The following is a 20,866-nucleotide window of genomic DNA, read 5'->3' as shown; positions in this document are numbered from 1 at the left end:
AGCTCGTGAGGTATCGCCGGTTCTTTGCGTCGTGACATAGTGGGACTCCTTGTTACCCATTATGCCTGCCCACACACGGAATTCCTGACAGTCCCATGCCCTCCGAGCCGAAGCGTGCCGCGATGTAGCCATCCGGCCGGACCAGCACCCACTCTTCGGGCTGAAGCCCGTAGGCGGCAAGGATATGGCCGCCCTCGTCGATGACATCGCCTCGCTCGCCGACTAGCACGACGCGCAGGCCCGGCCGCGCCGCTGGCGGATGCGCCGCGTCGGGGCCGAGCAAGGTCCAGTGCGGCCCCTGATAGAGCGTGAACAATCGGGTCGGTTGTCCTGCCTGCCCCCGGCAAGGCGCATCTGGAGCCCGGTCGCCTGCAAGAACGGGGGCGTCGGCCGATCCTGGCCTCGACAGCGACGACGAACGATAATGGAGATCCAGTTGCCGAACCTCGCGGTTGCGACGCATCGGCCCATCAAGCGCCTCGCCGAGCAGACGTGTCGACAGGCCGAGCATGTTTGCGGCAATGGGCCGGCGCTCTTCCTCATAAGTATCGAGTAGCAGGTCCGGCGCGCCCTTGAGCACCGCGGCCAGCTTCCATCCCAGGTTATAGGCGTCCTGCACGCTGGTATTGAGGCCTTGCCCTCCCGTCGGGGGATGGATGTGCGCAGCATCGCCTGCCAGGAAAACCCGGCCGACACGATAACGGTCCGCCAGGCGCGCATTCATCACGTAGACCGATGACCACGAAACCGCATGCACGACGATGTCGTTGCGACCGCTACGCTCCCGAACGAGCGCGGTGAGCGTCTGCGGTGACAGATCGAGGTCTCCTTCGCGTGGCACAGGGCCTTGGATCTGGAAAATGTCGGTTCCCATGAGCGGGCAAATCATCAATTGCGTGGCGGCAGCGCCGCGCTGGAAACGGTGCCAGGCGCGCCGCTCGAGCCCGTCCATGCGAACATCGGCGACAAGCGCACGAACACCAAGCGTTTCCCCCGGGAAGGCGATACCGAGGGCCTGGCGCACAAAGCTGCGACCGCCATCGGTACCGACCAGATAGCGGGCGCGGATACGCCGGTCGCCGCCGGCGCCCTCGATACGGGCCGAGACCCCTTCATCGTCCTCGTCGAAACCGACCAGGCTGACTCCGAATTGCACAGCATGTTCGAGTTCGGCAAGCCGTTCGCGCAATACAGCCTCGGTCCGGAACTGCGCGACCATCAAGGGACGGGCATAAGGCTCGGCGGCATCCGGGATCGCCGTCGCCTCGGTCATCAGGGTCTCCTCGAAGCTGCCATCGGCGCGATAGGAGCGGATCGGGGGGTAGGCGCCGCCGCCCGCCGCCAGGCGATCGGCAATGCCGAAATCCTCGAACACCTCGAGCGTGCGAAGCTGGATACCCTTGCCACGCGATCCTCCGAAGGCTTGCGTCTTCTGCTCGATGAGCATGAAGGCGATGCCGCGCCGGGCAAGGTCGATCGCAAGCGCGAGGCCTGCCGCCCCCGCACCACTGATGAGGACATCCGTATCGAAAGGCACGGTATCGATAGGCATTGGCAGCTCCGCGAATCAATGTGTATTACGCACATATATTCCGGGCACCATCGAGGGCAACCATAAACGTGCATAATACACGCGATAGCGAAATCCTGACAGGACTACATGCAGCGCTCATGGACGTGGTCGACGAGATAAATCGTCCGCGCCGCGATGAACGGCTTATCGAAGAAGCTGGCATTCCGCTTGATCGTGCCCTGTTCCCGCTGCTTGCGCGCATCGGTCGCCATGGCCCGATAGGCGTCGTCGAACTGGCGGACCGCACCGGCCGGGATCACACGACGGTCAGCCGTCAGATGACCAAACTCGAGGAACTCGGCCTCATAGAACGCAGTGCATCCGCCAGGGACAAACGAATCCGCGAAGCCGTCGTTAGCCCAAAGGGGCAGGACATGATCTCGGCACTGAGGGCCGCGCGAGAAAGGGTCGCTGACCGCGTTCTGGTGTCCTGGACGAACGACGACCTGGAACAGCTGCGCGGCCTGCTGCGGCGCTTTGCTGACGACCTCATGCAGCGCGAATAGTGGGGGTGTGCGGTGAAGGTCGGGTATTTTCAACGCATATAAGCGGCGATGACCAAAACATCGCCCGACACGGCTCTGCAAGACATCAATGATCTGCTTTGCAGGGGTATTCTCAAGAAGGATTCAGTCGGGTTGTCGCACGGGATCGTCGCTCGTGGAGGAGATCCAAATACCGAACCATGATGTCTGAATTCGATCGGTTGGGCGCAAAAAATTGGAAATCGGTCGGTCTACTCCTGGGGAGCGAAGATCAGGAGCTGAGTGACCGGCAAGGGTCGGGCGCGGACGGGCTTCAAGGTGCCCGCGGTGGGAATGGCTGCCAAGCGCCCAAGTCCGCCGTTCCATGCCTGATCCGATGGGAAAGGGAGCCTACGGTCCGGTTTCTCTTGCCGACCACGTTCGCCGGCGGCTAAGAAGCATGCATCCTGCATGGGCTCGATCCGCCCCACCGCCGCCGTTGCGCTCAACTGGGGACAGGCGCCTCGCCGCTCGAAACTTCAAGCGCAGAGCCGATAACGTACCGCCGGACGGCTCGCCGATGGAACCGCGCAAGCCTTGTGCTCGACCAGCGCGCTCGCCTCGCCCGCCGCCACGCCGGCAAGATGTTCAAGAGCCTGCGGCGCCCGATGAACTGGAAGATCGATCCCGACGCCAATGGCAAATTGTAATTACGAAAAGCGATTGACCACCAATCAAATCGTAACTACAAAAAACCATGATCATCGTATGGGATGAACCGAAACGGCAAGCGAACCTCGTCAAGCACGGGATCGACTTTGCCGATGTGGACGAAGAGTTCTTCCTCTCCGCCCTGGTCATCCCCGCGAAGGACGGACGCTTTGCCGTCATCGGTGAGATGAACGGCACGATCACGGTGATTTTCGCTGTGCTGGGCACCGAAGGCGTCTCGATCATCTCTGCCCGCCCGGCCAGCATTACGGAACGGAGGCTCCTGCCATGACCCACCCGAAACACGCCGCTCCCGGATACACCAAGGCCGATATGGATGCGGTCAGCAATAACCCCGAATGGACCGCCGAGGATTTCGCGAGGGCAAAGCCTTTCGCTGAGGCCTTCCCGGACCTCGCAAAGACGATTCGCGCACGCGGTCCGCAGAAGGCCCCGAAAAAGGTCAGCACCACACTGCGCCTTTCACCCGAGGTGATCGAGCATTTCAAATCCGGCGGCCCCGGTTGGCAGTCGCGGATCGATGCAGCCCTCAAGGATTGGGTGGCTGCGCACTGAGGCCGATTGGCCCCCATCCCTCCCGGTAGATGATGGCAAGCTGCCGGTCCGCTCCTGGGGAGCCGAAATCGGCGACTGAACGACCGGCATTTGTCGAGCACGGAACGGCGAGCCCAGCATCAAGCCTTTGAGCGTCGACAGGTCTGCCAGGCGCCCTTTCAGTCTGGCGAGTGCGTCTTGCTGGAAATGTGAGCGGGGCATAGATGCCCGACCATGAAACCGATCGCTCCCGCCCAAATCGACGACCAGATCATCCGCTTTGCTCGCATCGCGCTCAAGGGTGTGCCCGAGTGGATCGAGGTGGAGCCCTTAGAGGGAAGCATGCAAACCGAGTGCTTCGATAACGTCGATCGGGCGATCCGCGCCCATGGTGGCAAAGCGATCATGGGGTGGATCATTTGGGAAAAGCCTGGCGTGTGGCTGGAGGCAGAGCACCACGCGATATGGGAGCAACAGGACGGCACCTGGCACGACGTTACCCCCACGGTTGATGGGGAACCGCGCATAGTGTTCGTGCCGGATGACAGGGCAATTCGCACCCATCCTCGGTTTGGGCTACCGACCCGCTACGTCTCGATCTCCAAAGACCCGGTGGCCGTCAATGCGATTAAGAAGGCGCAAAAGATGATGGAGGTTCGCGCCGAGATTCTCGCCGCTGGGGGTATCAACCCAAAGCTGATGCCGACGGCGCAACTGGCGCATGAGCGTTTCATCAAAGCGCTGGAAGCGATCGACGCTAAACTCGCAGCGCAGGCCAAGGTCGAAAATGACGACGCGCCGGAGTGATGGTGTGCCTACCATTGTATACGGCGCGCGCGGCGGCAATCTAGAATGCGGAACATCCGGACTTTAGGTTAGAAAATTGACGGCTGAACGACAATAAAGGGTGCGCTGTGATGGGCAAGGCCTCGGACAGAACTGCCGTTTGCAAGCACCATCGCGAACGGCGGGTTGCGGATCAGGCAGCCGCTCGTCGGGCTGCGCCGATTGCACCGGACGGGGACAGCAGCCGAGCAGGTCCAGTCTCCCATCTGGATGCATTAATGGCCACTGGCGTCCAATGCCGGTCGAGCGGCCGTCAAATCGCCAATCCCGGCGCTACGTTGGGAGCCGATTTGCCCGGCTAAGGGATTCGCCCCCACCATGACAGGGAAACCCCTGATGGTCCCGGCATTGCCTCCCGCTATCCCTGTTGCAGAGTGGAAACTAGCGCAAGTGGAGTCCGAAATGGCGAACAAGCGACCCAACATTCTGGTGATCTGGGGCGATGATATCGGCTGGCAGAACGTCAGCGCCTACGGCCTGGGCACGATGGGGTACATGACCCCCAATATCGACAGCATTGGCATGGAGGGCATACGGTTTACCGACCACTACGCACAGCCTTCCTGCACCGCCGGGCGCGCCTCCTTCATTACCGGCCAATACCCGATCCGCTCTGGCATGGTCACGGTGGGTCAGCCCGGCGATCCGCTGGGCCTGCAGCCCGCGTCGCCGTGTCTGGCAGAGGTGATGAAGGAGGCGGGCTATGCGACCGGCCATTTCGGCAAGAGCCATCTGGGCGACCGAAACGAGCACCTGCCGACCAACCATGGTTTCGACGAGTTCTTCGGCAACCTTTATCACCTGAACGTCTCCGAGCAGGACGAGCAGCGCGATTACCAGAACTTCGCCAAGGCCTATTCCGGCAGCGTCGAAGCCTATATGAACAAGTTCGGGCCGCGCGGCGTGATCCACAGCTTCGCCACGGATACCGACGATACGACCATCGACCCGCGCTTCGGCAAGATCGGCAAGCAGAAGATCACGGACACTGGACCGCTGCACAAGGAGCGCATGGAGGACATCGACGGCGCGGAGATCATCCCCAAGGCCCTCGAATTCATGAAGAAGGCCAAGGACGACGACAAGCCTTTCTTCGTCTGGCTCAACGCTACGCGCATGCACCTCTACACGCGCCTCAACGAAAAGTGGCGCTATGCGGCGGAGAAGTACAGCAGCGAGGAGGACCTGCACGGTTCGGGCATGCTGCAGCATGACCACGACATGGGCGTGGTGCTGGACTTCCTGAAGGAAAACGGCCTCGATGAGGATACTGTGGTCTGGTACTCCACCGACAACGGCCCCGAGCATTCGTCCTGGCCCCACGGCGCGACGACGCCTTGGCGCAGTGAGAAGATGACGACCTGGGAAGGTGGCGTTCGGGTGATTTCGATGCTGCGCTGGAAGGGCGTGATCGATGCCGGCCAGCTCAAGAATGGCATCCAGTGCCACCAGGACATGTTCACCACGCTTTCCGCGATTGCCGGCGTGCCGGACGTGTTCGAGAAGGTGAAGGCGGAAAAGAAGCAGTATCTCGATGGCGTGAACAACCTCGACTACTGGACCGGCAAGGCCGAGAAATCGTCGCGCGATCACGTTTTCCATTACAACGAAAGCAAGCTGACCGCGATCCGGATGGGGCCATGGAAGTGGCACTTCTCCACGACCGAGGATTACTACGGCAATATCTCCGGCCGCAGCAAACCGCTGGTGTTCAACATTCGCATGGACCCGTTCGAATCCTACGACAGCACGGATTCCTACGGCCATCTGCTGCAAAAGGTCTCGTGGATGACGAATCCTATGGAGGAACTGATGGAGGAACACCTCAAGACTCTAGCCGAATATCCGCCAGTGCAGGGTGGCAAGTCCTTCGACATGTCCAACGTGGTGGCCCAGTTCCTGAGCCACGGGCACGAATAAGCGCGAAAGACGATGGGCGGCGGCACCCGGCTGACCGGTGCCGCCGCCAACTGCATTTTGGGGGTAGGCGTTCATGCTCGAAATGATCGGCGACTTGCTGCCTCTGGCGATCGGCGTATCGATCAGCCCGCTGCCGATCATCGCGATGATCTTGCTTTTGATGTCGCCGCGCGCGGCTAATTGTGCGCCGGCGTTCCTGCTGGGCTGATGGCGGCGATCGCCACCGCGCTCGTCGCCTTTTCGCTGCTCGCGGGGCTGTCTCCGGGCCGGGGAGGTACTGGCGTGACGGCGGCCTCCATCAAGCTGGTGCTCGGTTGCGGGATGCTGTTCCTGTCGTGGGTTCCTGTCGTGGAAGGAGTGGCGTGCGCGCCCGCGCCGGGGTGAGACCGCGCAACTTCCCCACTGGCTTGCCGCCGTGGAGAATTTCCACATATCGGCTGCCGCGGGCCTGGGCTTAAGATCTATGCCGCCAATCCCAAAAACCTGACGGTGGGGATCTCCGCTGGCGTCGTCTTCGGTGCGGCGAACTTTTCGGGCGGAGCGGCGGTGACGGTTGCCGTGCTCTATGTCCTGCTGGCCTCCAGTACAGTTCTCGTGCCAGTCAGTGCCTTTCTCCTGGCATGGCAACGGGTAAAGCCGTGGCTCGACGAAATGCGTGACTGGCTGACGCAGCACAATGCCGCCATCATGTCCGTGCTGCTTCTTGTGATAGGCATGATGATGGCGGGCAAGGGCCTCATCGCCCTGGCATATACGGCTTCCGCGCCCTGACTTCGGGCGGCTGCGCGGTCCGTCGGCTGCGGGGCAATCTCAGGCAGCCGACATTCCGTTTCCGTCACTCGATATGCTGGGCGAAGGCCAGGTAGCGCTCCTGAAGCTCGTCCTCCTCGCTTTCGCTGAGGTTGCGCTCGGCGAGCTTGATGTCGACGCGCTCGATCTTGCCGCCCTTGAATGCGAAGGGCGGCTTGTACTCGTTCGAAACCGGGGCGCCGCTGTCGCCGCCGATGCCGAAAGTGTCGATGCCGAAGCGCCCCGCGACGGTATTCTCGATCCGCTCGCGGCCAACTTCCTCGTCGTTGACCAACAGGATCGCGTCGCCTCCCTTGCCCAGTCCGCCACCGTCGTAGGAGAAGGCCAACTCGATCTTGACCTTGCCCTTGGGCAGCGGCTTGCCGGAGATGACGCTGGTGCGTTCACGCTCGAACCAGTTGTAGTGGTAGACCGCCTTGCCGTCCTTGACGTAAAGCGAGAACCCGGCGGACTGGCCGCCCGAGGCCACGATCACGCCCTGCGCCTTGCCGTCGGGATTGTCGATTTCCGCAACGATCGAGTGCGAGCGGTTCTTGGTATTGGGCGATGCCGTTTCCGGCAGGCGATAGGCGCCGGGATAATACGTGAATACGGTGCGGTTCGGATCGGCCCCGCCCGGTGAGGGCTTCGGCTCGGCCAGACGGCCAGCACCGCGATCGTCGAGCGGGTAGACGTTGTACTTCAGCGCCTCCTCGTCGAAGATTTTCTTCATTTCCTCCAGCTTCTCGGGATGCTCGGCGGCCAGATCGTTCGCTTCCGAGTAGTCCTCGTCGATGTTGTAGAGTTCCCACTTGTCGTTTTCCCAGTGGCCTGGAGCGAAGTCCTGCCGCCACGGGAAGGTATGCTGGGCGCAGGCGATCCAGCCCTTGTCGTAGATGGCGCGGTTCGAGAAAATCTCGAAATACTGCCGCTCCCGCACCGCGTGGGCATCGGCCGCACCGAAGGTGGAGACGATCGAGACACCGTCCATCGGCTTCTGCTGCACCCCGTTCACGAAATCCGGCGCGGGGATTCCGGCGGCTTCCAACAGGGTCGGCACGATGTCGATCAGGTGCGCGAACTGCGGGCGGATGCCGCCCGCGTCCTTGATCCGGTCGGGCCACGAGACGACCATGGGGTTGCGCGATCCGCCAAAGTGCGAGGCCACCTGCTTGACCCACTGGAACGGCGCGTTGCCGGCCCAGGCCCAGCCGAGCGGATAGTGCGGCTCGGTGTCGGGACCGCCGATCCTGTCGTAGGCTGCCAGGTTGTCCTCGATGGTCGAGGCGACGCCGTTGAGGTTCATCACCTCGTTGACGGTACCGGTAAATCCGCCTTCCGACGAGGCGCCGTTGTCGCCGACGATGTACAGGATGATCGTGTTGTCGGCGTCGGGCAGTTCCTTCACCGCGTCGATCAGGCGCCCGCATTCGCTGTCCGCATAGGCCAGGTAGCCCGCGAAGTTCTCCATGAAGCGGGAGAACAGCTTCTTCTCGTCCGCCGAAAGGCCGTCCCAGTCCTGCACCCAGTCGGGCTTGGGGGTGAGTTCGGTGCCTTCGGGCAGGATGCCGGCGACAAGCTGGCGCTGGTAGGTTTCCTCGCGGACCTTTTCCCAGCCCGCATCGAACTGGCCCTTGAACTTGTCGCGCCATTCGGCGGGCGGGTGGTGCGGCGCGTGGGCGGCACCCGGCGCGAAATAGCAGAAGAACGGCTTGTCCGGCGCGACCGACTTGGAATAGCGGACCCAGTTGATCGCGCGGTCGGTCATGTCCGCCATGAAGTGATAGCCCTCTTCGGGCAACCTGTCGGGCTCGACCGCGACGGTGTTTTCGAACAGGACCGGGTAATACTGGTGCGTCTCACCCGCGATGAAGCCGTAGAAATAGTCGAAGCCCATGCCGGTCGGCCAGCGGTCGAACGGGCCGGCGACGCTGCTCTCCCAGTCGGGGGTGTTATGGTTCTTGCCGAACCACGAGGTCTGGTAGCCGTTGTCCTTGAGAATCCGGCCGATGGTTGCCGTCGACTGCGGGATCATGTTGTTGTAGCTGGGAAATCCAGTCGCCCATTCGGACAGGAAGCCGGTGCCGCAGTTGTGGTGGTTGCGCCCGGTGATCAATGCGGCGCGCGAAGGCCCGCAGATCGCGGTGGTGTGGAAGCGGGTGTAGCGCAGGCCCTCGGCCGCCAGCCGGTCTATCGTGGGCGTGGGCACCGGTCCACCGAAGGTGCTGACCTGGCCGAAGCCGACATCGTCCAGCAGTATCAGCAGGACGTTGGGCGCTCCCTTGGGAGGCTTGGGCAGTTCGGGCCAGGCCGATACGGAATCCTCATAGGACTTGCCGATCTTGCCGGTGAACTCGGGTTCGGGAAGTGGAAGCTTGCTGCGGTCCTGGAGCGCGTCGGGCATCCGTTGTTACTCCTTGAATTCTGGCGCGATAGACACGAGGAATGCCAAGGATGTTAAGGTACCGGTGTTTGATGGCCTATCGGGAGATACCCGATGTCCGGTGCGGAAAATATCAGGAATCGATATTGGACGCCATTCTCCGGCTCAAAACACCGAAGATTACATTGATCGCTTCCTGTTTGATATCCGAGCTTATCGCACATCCACATAACGGGGAGGGCAGCGAGAACGATTAGCTCCGCCGGAATGAACTGTTTCTGCAAGGCGTAAGCCAGTCCACGACGGATCCACTCCGAAAGGCGCGGGGCCGACAATCAGGAAGCCAACTCGGAACGGCGAGGATTAGGTCGCGGCCTGCTGGCCGCCGCCTGCCGTAGCTCAGCCTTCGCCGACGAAGCCGAAATAGACCACGTCATCTCGGCTCCCTGATAGCTGCCGTCGGTTCACCAATTTGTTGATGGACCTGAGCCGGACGTGGGATTAGCCGCCATATTCGTGAGCCGCTACTGGAACCTGCAAACTTCGATGCATGCACTTCATGCATAGCCTCAATCAGTCACGACCTTATGGGAGGAGCCGCCCGTGCCGCCCAATCCATCGAGAGTACAGAACCTCAGTCAGTGGCTTGTTTGCACGGAAGCGCGCCGCTCCGAAACCTCGGTGAGTGGATAGGACGACCTATCTCGCATGGAAGACTTGGCAGCAGCCCTGTCCACAAACATGGGGATTTGTTCGATTCAAAAGTTTTGAAGTTGCTGCTGGCCTGGATGAAGTCGCCCTCAAGGTTTAGGTGACCGTTAGCAAGCTCGTTCGAGCCTTCGGGTGTGATACCGACAAAAGCAATCGAGGAGCTTCCCTTCCCGCTCAGTACGTCCGACATTCCGGGAAGCGTCAGGCTGAGAATGCCGCTGTTGGGTGACGACGGGACTGCTGGCACCTCGACGGCTTCTGCCGGCAGGACGGTGAGTTCGCCGTTCGTGAACGATGTGCAACCATTCAATCTGCGCTCTCGGATGCGGTGATTTATCCTATGTCCGCCGCATATTTCGCGGCGAATATCGTTGCGCTATGCAGTGAATGATGAATATATTCACCGCATAAGGAGCGGTGATTGTGCCCTATATCCATGAACTGACAGACTGGCCGAACCTCATCTGGAACGAGCCAGAACTCTTTCAACCACTTGCTGCCGTGCGTCACCGGCAAGGGCGATTGATCGGGCATATGGAGGCATTGGGCTTTCCTCTGCGTGAAGAAGCTGTGCTTCATGCGCTTACCGAGGATGTCCTCAAATCCAGCGAGATTGAAGGAGAGATTCTTGACAGGGAGCAAGTGCGCTCCTCTATCGCCCGCCGGCTCGGAATGGAGATCGGCGGACTGGTCGAAGCGGATCGTGATGTCGACGGCGTCGTGGAAATGATGCTGGATGCGACACAGAATTATGCTCAACCTCTGACCGCTGAGCGCCTTTTCGACTGGCATGCGGCCCTATTCCCTACGGGACGAAGCGGGATGAGCCGCATTATGGTAGGTGCCTGGCGAGGTATTGAAGGTGGCCCGATGCAGGTCGTCTCCGGGCCGATTGGCCGTGAGCGCATACACTACCAAGCTCCATCATCGGATTTGATGGATCGGGAGATGTCCCGCTTCCTTGCGTGGTTCGAGACTGCCAGGCTCGATCCCGTTTTGAAGGCCGGCGTTGCGCACTTGTGGTTCGTGACGATCCATCCGTTTGATGATGGGAACGGACGCATCGCGCGCGCGATTGCTGATCTTGCGCTAGCGCGTGCGGAAGGAACGGCGCAACGCTTCTATAGCATGTCGGCTCAGATCCGTGCTGAGCGGAAGACGTATTATGACATGCTGGAAACGACGCAGAGAGGCGGGCTGGACATTACGGGGTGGCTGCTCTGGTTCATTGACTGCCTCGATCGTGCTTTCGATAGGGCTGAGTCGATTTTGGCCAACGTCATGCGCAAGGCGAGGTTTTGGGATTCAATGGTGGGCCAGTCGCTCAATGACCGACAGCAAAAGGTTCTCAATCGTGTCCTAAACGGTTTCGAGGGCAAACTGACCAATGCCAAGTGGGCAGCGATGACCAAGACATCCTCCGACACGGCTCTTCGCGACATCAATGATCTGGTTCGAAGAGGCATTCTGCAGAAGGATTCCGCCGGTGGGCGCAGCGCTGGCTACTCGCTCGTAGATGAGGTCAAAATTTCGAATCGTAGCGCCTGAGTTCTATCAAGCGAGACCCGCAAACCGGACGGGCTGCACTTGGAATCGGAAATCACCGGCCGAACGACCGACAAAGGTCGTTCGGCCCTGCTCTCATGGCACTTAATTGTCTGATTGCGGGACGTCATTGGGATCAGGTAGGATGGACCTTCGCGGAGAACGCGTGGCGTTTCACCGCTGTCAGTGGCGTCCCGCAACCAGACAATTAAGCGCTTAACGCCGCCGTTGACACTTCGAAGAAGGGCACGAAGTTATAGCCAACGAGATGGTTTCGTGAAGGTCTTCTCGCCTACCTTTATCCGGTGAGCAGCTTCTCTTTAAGATCGGGATCGCCACCCGCGATTGTTGGCTCGGAATCCTGCAAGCCCTGTTTCGCCGCCGGCAGGCCGACTTTCAGAAGCCTCGTGCGGAAAGGCGACTGACCTGTGATGAACGCCGCGCGTCCGGCAGTGGACGAATTGCTGCCCATAGTAGTCGGTGAACAGCGCACCCTCGCGTGCAAAGCGGTCGATTTTCAGCGTGCTGCCTCTCATCATACCGCGGTGGTAGGCGCTGTGTTTCAGATGCCGACGTCATCGGCCATGATCATGGTGATGTTGGGTTTTGCTCGAGGCTGTCATCGGGCACTCTGGTGATTGCGGCGCACGGTCCGCTTGAGTTGAACCCATAATAATGGCTACGCGCCGAGCGCCACCATAAGTGTTTTCCCCAAACAGTCACAATTAGTGATAAAGTTGAAGTCTGGGAACGTGCGCAAGGCGCTAATTCAAGAATTACTAAGGGTAAATCCCGATGTACTAGGCCATCCCTATGTATCAGCCTTAATGATCGCCTTTCCAGCAGCCAAGGAGGGGATTGTTTTGCCACGAGCGTATTCAATCGCTGCCTTATCCCGGGGACACGCTGCCCATAGAAACAAGGCAGCCAATCACTTGGGGGGCTGCTCGGCAATTGCTCTCGCTATTGGGTTCGTAGTGAGCGCCAGCCCGGCCAAGGCACAGGTGAGTGCGGCAACCTGCACCCCGGTTCCAACGCCGACGCCTTCGGGGCAGGTTCGCGCAAACGCCACCGTGGTCGATGTGCCCGGCGGCACTTACAACCCGTCAACTGCGGGCGCCCCAGCTTTCCTTGCGTACAATGGCGGCACGATAAACGAATCGGGTCCGGTGACGCTCATCACCACCATGACCAACACCGCAACAGTCTGCGCGACCAGCGATGGCGCGGTAAACTTCCAGGCGCCTGGCTCGACCGTGAGCCGCACCGCGGCAGGTGGTCCGGCAATTCGTGCCGAGGCGGGGACGACGATTACCTCCAATGGAACCGCGATCTACACCGCTGCGGGGACCAGCGAAGGTATCCACCTCGTTGGCAGCAGCCTCGTCTCAAATGGCGACGCGATCGTTACGGGGGTATTGCTAGGTACCAGCGTCGCGACACCGGCAACTTTTGGCAAGCCGGTCGACAGCGGGGGCAATCTTATCACAGACCCCGCGCTTTATGTGTCGAACGTGGTGGCGGCTTCGCCCGGGATTAGCGCGTCCGACGCAGTGGTGCGGATCAATGTCGATGGTGCCGGTGCGCTGACCGGAGCCAGCAGCACGATTATGGCCATAGGGACGGGTGCCGCTAACCACGGCATCCTCGCCGCCGGAGCCTCGACGATAAACGCCGGCAACCTGGCGATTACCACGCGTGCCAACAGCAGCAACGGTGCCCTGATTGGCGGCACCTCAACCTTCAACGCCAATAATCTCACGGTCAGCACGAGCGGCGGCAGCGCAAGCGGTGTGGTCTACAACGGGGGCAGCGGGACGCTTTCGGGCTTTGTTGCCACTACCACGGGTGCCAGCGCTTTCGGCCTTCAGGCGTTGGGCGCCAGCGGGACGACGGTCAACGCTTCCAATGTGATCATTCGCACCAGCGGTGCGACTGCGCACGGTGTCAATGCGCTGGCCGGGCGCAGCATCGCCATCACCGGGCCAGACAGCACAGTCACCGTCGCGGGCGGGAATGCGGTTGCATTGCGTGCCGATGGCGCAGGAAGCAGCATATCCGCGAGCGGGACCCGCATTTCGGCGCTTGCCAACGGCGGTACGGGTCTTGCGGCTTTGAACGGCGCAACGGTCACCGCCAATGGGCTCAGTGTCTACACGGCAGGTGGCGGCATCGGCACTCTCGCTCCGGGCGTGCAGATTTCCCTGGGCAGCACTCTGGTTGCAAATGGCTCGAACTTCGTCAGCGGCGTGCTGCTGGGCACCGATTCCACATTGCCGACATACGGCCTACCGGTAGATTTGTCGGGAAATGCCGTGACAGATCCGGCCCGCTTTGTCGGTTCAGGCTCAGGTGGCGCCTACGGCATCCTTATTGCTAACACCGGCGGGACTGCATGGCTCAACGTGGATCCTGCCACATCGGATCCCACGGGATTGTCGAGCACAATCGAGACGTTCGGCAACAACAGCGTCGGTATCAGCGCCTTGCAGAGCGCCACTGCCACGACCGCGGTGCAAGCGGCGAACCTGACGATCACGACTCATGGTTCCAACGCCCATGGCGCCGTTATTCGCGGCACGTCGGGTGGACCCAGTCCAACCGGCCAATTCACCAACCTCACCGTCAACACCTTTGGAAGCTCGGCATACGGTGTCTTCGCTGACGCCACGGGTGCGATCACGCTGCAAAACGCCTCGGTGACTACCGGCGGCGACGCTGCGTCCGGCATTCGCTCCGGAGCCGGAGGCGGCATCATTGCAAGCAATATCGCCATCACCACGCTTGGCAACGGAGGTGCTGCGGCCAATGCCCTGGGAGGAAGCATTTCGCTCGCAAACGCGACGATCCTCACTGCGGGGTCATCTGGCCATGGCATGGCGTCCGGCACCAGTGGCGCGGCGGGGACGTTGATCTCGAACGGAGTCGACATCTGGACGGGCGTGCTGCTCGGGACGGATCCGACCTTGGCCACCTATGCCAAACCGGTCGATGCCAACGGCAATCCGGTCACCGATCCTGCGCAATATGTTGCTTCGGGCGCTCGCAGTGCCAGCGGCTTCTTCATCAACGCAGTTGGTGGCCTCGGCTGGATCAACGTCGATCCGATAAGTGGTGTAGCCACCGGCGCCACCGGCAGTATCTCGACAACTGGCCTCAACTCGCATGGCGTAGACGTTGCGCAAAGCGGGGCGCTGGCAACGGTCACGAACGAAACGATCATGACCCGCGGTACGACGGCCTATGGGGTTTATGCCAGTAATGGTGGAGCCGTTGAGATTGCTGACAGCAGCGTCAGCACGAGTGGGCCGTCTGGCTGGGCGCTTAACGCGACAGTCGGAAGCATCACCGGCACGAACCTGACGATCCGCACCGAGGGCGGCTTCACGGGCACGGCGATCGGTTCCTATGGCGCGGGAGCGCAGAGTGGCGGCAGCATCACACTGAATGGCGGTTCGATCACCACTGCCGGGCTCGTCGGCGTCGGCGCGGCCAGTTTCAGTGGTGCTACCATAACGCTAAACGATGTGACTGTCCGCACGGCGGCCCTCGACACAGGCGGCAGCACCAGTGCTGGGGCCTACGGGTTGAGCGCTCATGACGGCTCGTCCATAGTCATGAGCCGCGGCTCTATCCTCACTGTCGGCCGGCTCGCCATTGGCGCGCGGTCGGTGGGCGCCGGGGCTAGCGTCTCATTGACGGGCCTGCCGATCACAACCACCGGCGAACTGGGCTACGGCTTCGTCGCACATACCGGCGGGTCAGGCGACGGCACTAACCTCACGATCGATACCGGCGGCGTGTGGGGCGTCGGGGGCTATGCGGGCGAGGAAGGCGCATTGACCCTCATCGCCTCGACGATCACGACGCGCGGCGAACGTGCGCTCGGTGTTGCCTCCTACAGCGGTGTGGCGCGGCTGACGGACAGCGAAGTCCTCTCCCTTGGTGCCAATGCCGGCGGCATCTGGTCCGAAGGCGCCGCCGCGCGTTTGATCGCAAGCGGCGCCAATGTGGAAACCCAAGGCGCCGGATCGAACGGCGCGTCGGCCTATGACACGGGCCATTTGTGGATCAACTTCGATCCGGACACCGGCAGCGCGACAGGTGCAAGCAGCACGATCGCCACGTCAGGCCAGGGCAGCTACGGCCTACTCGCCTCCGGTCTTCTGGCCCCAACGATCAGCATACCGCGCCAGAGGCCGGACGGCGATGCGGCTGACGAGTTGGGAGGCATAACGTCCCCGGTGCCTTCCGCCCCTGTGCCGGAGGGGCAATCCACGATTGTTGCCAATTCGGTCACGGTTACTACCACCGGCACCGAAGCACACGGTGCGCGCGCCGAGACTGCAGGGGTGCTCAATCTCACCAACGTCAGCCTTTTGACTTCGGGTGACGGAGCCGCGGGTCTCAATATCAACGGTGCAGGATCGCTCGCCACTTTCGCCGGCACCAACACCATCGTCACGTCCGGCGCGGCGGCCGACGGACTGCTCATTGACGGCGGCGCGAGCATAGCCTTCGACCCGGCCAATCCGTTGCCGCCGATCACCGTGTCGGGCGCGGGGAGCGCCCTGCTTCACGTCGATGGCGCGGGCAGTTCCGCGTCGCTGACAAATATCACCTTGGCAAATGGCGCGGTGCACGACGACATCATCGGCGGTCTGGTTTCGAACGGCGCAACGCTGACGCTGAGCGATGCAACAGTGAACGTCGATGGCAACCGCTCGATTGGCGTGGAAGTACGCGGACCGGGCGCGACCCTAACATCAATTGGCGCCTCGTCGATCCTCACGAGCGGTACGAATTCCGACGTGCTGCTGGTGAGCCAGGGCGCTTCTGTGACGCTCAATGCGTCGAGTACATTACCGACCATTTCCACGACGGGCGCCAACAGCACGCTTCTTCATGTCGACGGCGCGGGCTCGACCGCGCTGGTTGAAGGCATCGCCCTCTCCAACCCGAATGCAACCGCAGGCGTGATCGGCGTGCGTGCAAGCAATCAAGGTGCCGCCACCTTAACGGGCACCACCGTCTCGACTACCGGGCCGTCGCTATTCGCCACCGGCACCGGCGCGACGATTTCCGCTGCGACGTCGACGATCATGAGCAGCGCCGACTGGGGTGCGCATGCCGAGGAGGGCGCGCTCATCTCGCTCGATGGCGCGACCGTCAACAGCCTGGCAAGCGCGCTCAACGTCCTGTCGGGCGCTACGATCAACGCAACCAATTCCAGCATGACTGCGACCGGCGGCAATGCTGGCGGCGTTTTCGTCCATGACGGTACCGCCAGTCTCATTGGCGGCTCGGTAACCACCACTAGCGGTGCCGACAGCCATGCGCTTCTCACGCGCAGCCCAACCAGCCTGATCACCGCGGACGGCGTCGTAGTGAATTCCGCAGGCGAAGGGATCGACGCCGTTTTTGAAAGCCGTGTCACGTTCGCTAATGGCAGCATCGTTAGCACTGGAAATGGAGCAGATGCCGAGGCCAGGTCGACAATAGAACTGACGGCAAGCACAATTGCTACAAGGGGAGCAGGAGCCGCCGGTCTTTCCGCAAGAGATACCGGAACCTTGATAACCGGCACCAATCTCAGCATCGTGACGATTGGGGCCAACGCCCACGGTGCCCACGCATCCACCGGTGGCCGGATCGAGATCGATCCGACGACGATCATAACCTCAGGCACGGGTTCGCACGGCCTATTCGCCGAGGGTGCGCCATCGATCATCACCTCGTCCGGCGATTCGATCTACACGGGGGTCAGGACCGACGCGAACGGCGTGCCGGTGCTGGCCGATGGGGTCACGCCGGCTACCAGTCCGAGCCAGTACGTAAGCTCCGGCGCGACAGGTGCCTTTGGCGCCTATGCGCTCAATGGCGGCGTCATCTGGCTCGACGTGGACGACGCCACCGGCCAGCCTACGACTGCCTCGGGCATCATTCGCACGCTCGGCAGCGATAGCTTCGGTCTGCGCGCGGATGGCGCTGGCTCTGCCATCACTGCCGCCGACGAGAGCGTCACGACCAACGGCCAGCGCTCAGTCGGCGCTTCGGCCGTCAACAGCGGCGTTATCACCCTCTCTGGCGGGTCCGTCACGACGACCAATACCAACGGACTTGGCGCCAACGCGATGGGCTTGCGCGCCGAATCCAGCGGTGTAATCAGTACCTTCGGCACCGCAATCGTCACCAACGGCATTGGCTCGTTCGGCGCTCAGGCAGAAACGGGCGGAACCATCACCCTCGGCGGTGATGCCGACAACCGCACCACCGTGACCACCACGAATGCGAACACCCGCGGCCTGGTCACGACCAGCGGCACGATCAACGCGGCGTTCGCCGATGTCACCAGCCGCAGCCACGGGGCGGTCGCGGAGAATACCGGCCAGATACATTTCGGTGCGGGATCGCCCACGGTCACCGCATCGGGCGGCAACGTCGTCGGGCTCGCGGCGAACCTCGGGGGCCGGATCGATTCGACGGGCCCCGTCATCGTCGACATGCTGGGGGGCCCCACCGGCCTCTCGGCCGGCCGCACTGCCGCTTACATGCACGACGGCGGCCAGATCGCGCTCGGGCCTGGTTCGGTGTTCAACATCGTCGGAGGAGCCGGGGGTGCTGGCATGACGATCGACAACTCGGCCATGACCGCGCCGATCGAAGACCTCACCATCAACCTCAATGGTAGTGGTTTGGGCGGCAACGGATCAGGCGTGGTTGCGATCAATGGCGGCACCGGCGCCTTCGCAAGCCTGATCGTCCAAGGCACGACGGCGGCATCCGGAGCGCTCGCTCGCGGCGCGGGAGCGGGCTTGGCGCTCACCGGCGACAGCAGCATCGCCATCGTCGCGGACAGCCCAAACTATTACGCGATGACGTCGGCGGGCTTTCTGACTCTGGCAACTGGATTCTCGACCAACGCAAGCACCCCGGCTCACGGCGTTGCGGCGTGGGATGGCGCGACCCTTTCCGGCACGGGCACGGAAATTTCCGTGTCACCTGCCTATGCAGCCGGGGCCTATGCGCTGCGCGGCGGCATCGTGACGTTGGTGGACAACCAGATCGGCACCACCGGCCAGGGCACCAGCGGGCTCCATGCCTCCTACGGTACTATCAACGCCACCAAATCCAGCATCGCGACGAGCGGCGGTGGCACCGGTGTGCTGCTCGCATCCGATGCAATTACCCCAGCGGCGGGAAGCAACAGCACGGTCAATATTAGTGACACGACGGTAACTGCCACCGGGCCGGGCACATTTGGCTTCTATTCGCGCAACGCCAATGGCGAGACGCCTAACGTCTTCAACATGTCGGGTGGCAGCCTGTCGAGCCAGAGCGCCGCGGCGATCGGCGCTGCGGGCCGCGCCGACATTGCCTTGTCAAACGCTGCCGAGGCGAGCGCGCCGTTCGTCTTCATCGTTTTCGCGCAGGACTCGTTCCAGTCCAGCGGAGCCGCCGCAACGCGCGTGCCGACCTTGGTCAATCTCAGCGCGACCGGGGCCAGCCAGCTGACGGGGGATAGCGTCGTCCGCGCCGGCTGCATCTACGACAATTTCACCGACGAGAATTGCCTCGAAAGCACCTTCGCAACCGCCAATGTCACGCTCGACGGGGCATCGACCCTGACCGGGGCATTTGAGACCGAGCCGGGCAACACCGCGAACATGTCATTGCTCGCCGATTCGACGTGGAACCTGACCGGCAGTTCGAACGTGACGAGCACGACCAACAACCTCAGCCGCATTCTTTACGCCGCGCCGACCGGTGATCCGACGCTGCTGGCAAGCTATAAAACCCTGACGACCATCAACTATGTCGGTCAGGGCGGGTTGATAAGCCTCAACACGTTGCTCGAAGGCGATGGGGCGCCCTCCGACACCTTGGTTATCGACGGGGGGACCGGCAGTGGAACCTCCAGCCTCCAGATCGTCAACACCGACGGGCTGGGAGCCCTCACTCAGGGTAACGGCATATTGGTAGTCAATGCCGCGAACGGCGGGACCACGGCGCCGGCAGCTTTTGGGCTGGCGGGCTTCGTAATCGCTGGGCCCTACGAATATACGCTTGAGCGCGGCAGCCGGGATGCGAGCGCGCCGGACAGCTGGTTCCTGCGCAATACGCTTGAGCCAACACCCACACCGACGCCGACCCCGACACCAACCCCGACACCAACCCCCACGCCCACCCCGACGCCGACGCCGACCCCAACGCCGACGCCGACCCCAACGCCGCCTTGTGTTATTTTTGGTGAACCCTGCCCAACGCCGACCCCCACCCCGACACCAACGCCGACACCAACGCCCACGCCCACGCCCACGCCCACGCCGACCCCGGCCCCCACACCGCATTACCGCCCGGAAACATCGCTCTACTCGGCGACGCCGGCCTGGATGGGGATCTACGGGCGCCAGATCCTGGGCACGCTGCACGAGCGGGTGGGCGAGGAAGAGCAGCTTCGCGGCAACCCCGCGCTCGGCGATTTAGAGCACTTCAACGGCGTCTGGGGCCGGGTAATCCTGCGCCACGGGGAGTCGCAAGGCGATCCGCTGGGCATCTATGGCCGCAGCCGTCAGGGGCCGTCCTATGATTCCGACCTGGTTGCCTTCCAGATCGGGATCGACATCTACCGCACCGAGGAAAAGCGCGACGACGGGACGACCGGTTCGCGCGACCATGCCGGCCTTATCGGCACCTATGGCAAGATGGACGGCGAGTTCGATCACAACCTTCTCGACGAGCGGTTCGAGGCCGGCAAGATTGACATGAACGCCTGGTCGGCCGGTGCCTTCTGGACGCATTACGAGCCTAGTGGCGCCTATCTCGACGCTGTAGGGCAGCTGACGTGGTACGACATTGAGATGGAGTCCCGCAGGCTCGCGCCCATCGCGACCGATGGCTTTGGCCTCGCGCTGTCGCTCGAGGGCGGCTATCCGCTGCGGCTTGACAAGGACTGGCAGCTCGAACCGCAGGCGCAGCTGGTCTACCAGTCCCTCTCCGTCGAGAGTTTCGATGATCTGGGCGCGACCGTGCGCTTCCGCGATCTCGATTCACTGGTCGGACGCGTCGGCTTCCGCTTCTCGAACATCGACGACGAGATCGAGAACGGCGACTACGAAGGCTGGCTGCGCGGCAACATCTGGCACGAGTTTCTCGGCCAGCCGAAGACCGAGTTCTCCTCAGCTGACGGGTTTGTCGCATTCCAGGCCAGGCCGCCGGTGACTTGGTGGCAGGTCGGCGGCGGCCTCAGCTTCCGGTTTACGCCGAAGGTCACGTTCTATGCCGCGGCCAATTATGACGAAACATTCAATGGCACTACCCACGGCATCGACGGTAAGGTGGGCCTGCGCATCAATTGGTGAATGACTG

Annotated in this window: 13 protein-coding genes; 10 read left to right on the top strand and 3 right to left on the bottom strand. The window is 62.2% G+C overall.

All coding sequences use genetic code 11. From position 1 onward, the window contains the following. Positions 1-52 precede the first annotated feature (52 nt). On the bottom strand, positions 53-1,537 hold the full coding sequence (locus tag EDF58_RS23295) for an FAD-dependent oxidoreductase (protein WP_243654461.1): 1,485 nt from the start codon (positions 1,535-1,537) through the stop codon (positions 53-55). A gap of 134 nt (positions 1,538-1,671) precedes the next feature. Between EDF58_RS23295 and EDF58_RS23290 the strand changes: the two genes are divergently transcribed. The 8 genes from EDF58_RS23290 to EDF58_RS23265 all read left to right on the top strand — a co-directional run bounded on the left by EDF58_RS23290 (position 1,672) and on the right by EDF58_RS23265 (position 6,840). After that, positions 1,672-2,079, top strand: coding sequence for a MarR family transcriptional regulator (locus tag EDF58_RS23290; protein WP_132269892.1), 408 nt, complete (start codon positions 1,672-1,674; stop codon positions 2,077-2,079). A gap of 715 nt (positions 2,080-2,794) precedes the next feature. After that, a complete protein-coding gene (locus EDF58_RS23285; protein ID WP_132269890.1) occupies positions 2,795-3,040 on the top strand; it encodes a BrnT family toxin in 246 nt (81 codons plus the stop codon). After that, positions 3,037-3,324, top strand: coding sequence for a BrnA antitoxin family protein (locus EDF58_RS23280; RefSeq protein ID WP_132269888.1), 288 nt, complete (start codon positions 3,037-3,039; stop codon positions 3,322-3,324). Before EDF58_RS23285 ends, EDF58_RS23280 begins: the two co-directional genes overlap by 4 nt. Positions 3,325-3,537: 213 nt before the next feature. Further along, positions 3,538-4,110 (top strand): hypothetical protein, encoded by a 573-nt coding sequence (locus EDF58_RS23275; protein ID WP_132269887.1) that lies wholly within the window; start codon positions 3,538-3,540, stop codon positions 4,108-4,110. 441 nt (positions 4,111-4,551) lie between these two features. Further along, a complete protein-coding gene (locus EDF58_RS23270; RefSeq protein WP_132269885.1) occupies positions 4,552-6,069 on the top strand; it encodes an arylsulfatase in 1,518 nt (505 codons plus the stop codon). Positions 6,070-6,142: 73 nt separating this feature from the next. Beyond that, a complete protein-coding gene (locus EDF58_RS26685) occupies positions 6,143-6,277 on the top strand; it encodes a hypothetical protein (protein WP_279388342.1) in 135 nt (44 codons plus the stop codon). Beyond that, positions 6,277-6,453, top strand: a complete 177-nt coding sequence (locus EDF58_RS26005; protein ID WP_165921553.1) for a hypothetical protein — start codon at positions 6,277-6,279, stop codon at positions 6,451-6,453. The genes EDF58_RS26685 and EDF58_RS26005 overlap by 1 nt, the downstream gene beginning before the upstream one ends. An 18-nt stretch (positions 6,454-6,471) precedes the next feature. Continuing rightward, positions 6,472-6,840 carry a GAP family protein gene (locus tag EDF58_RS23265; RefSeq protein WP_132269883.1) on the top strand — a complete coding sequence of 123 codons (369 nt, stop codon included), beginning with the start codon at positions 6,472-6,474 and terminating at the stop codon, positions 6,838-6,840. 64 nt (positions 6,841-6,904) lie between these two features. Here the strand turns inward: EDF58_RS23265 and EDF58_RS23260 are convergent, their stop codons facing one another. Continuing rightward, positions 6,905-9,262 carry an arylsulfatase gene (locus tag EDF58_RS23260; protein WP_132269881.1) on the bottom strand — a complete coding sequence of 786 codons (2,358 nt, stop codon included), beginning with the start codon at positions 9,260-9,262 and terminating at the stop codon, positions 6,905-6,907. Between the two features lie 1,113 nt (positions 9,263-10,375). On the opposite strand from EDF58_RS23260, the gene EDF58_RS23255 reads away from it, so the two are divergent. Continuing rightward, positions 10,376-11,500, top strand: a complete 1,125-nt coding sequence (locus EDF58_RS23255; RefSeq protein ID WP_132269879.1) for a Fic family protein — start codon at positions 10,376-10,378, stop codon at positions 11,498-11,500. A 295-nt stretch (positions 11,501-11,795) separates the two neighbouring features. Here the strand turns inward: EDF58_RS23255 and EDF58_RS26190 are convergent, their stop codons facing one another. Beyond that, a complete protein-coding gene (locus EDF58_RS26190) occupies positions 11,796-11,969 on the bottom strand; it encodes a hypothetical protein (protein ID WP_207913133.1) in 174 nt (57 codons plus the stop codon). A 697-nt stretch (positions 11,970-12,666) separates the two neighbouring features. On the opposite strand from EDF58_RS26190, the gene EDF58_RS23245 reads away from it, so the two are divergent. Further along, entirely contained in the window at positions 12,667-20,859 is an 8,193-nt protein-coding gene (locus tag EDF58_RS23245) for a hypothetical protein (RefSeq protein ID WP_132269877.1), read from the top strand. The last annotated feature ends 7 nt before the right edge of the window (positions 20,860-20,866 follow it).

The organism is Novosphingobium sp. PhB57 (assembly GCF_004342985.1).
Taxonomy (GTDB): Bacteria; Pseudomonadota; Alphaproteobacteria; order Sphingomonadales; family Sphingomonadaceae; genus Novosphingobium.
This window is presented reverse-complemented; position numbering and strand designations above follow the sequence as displayed.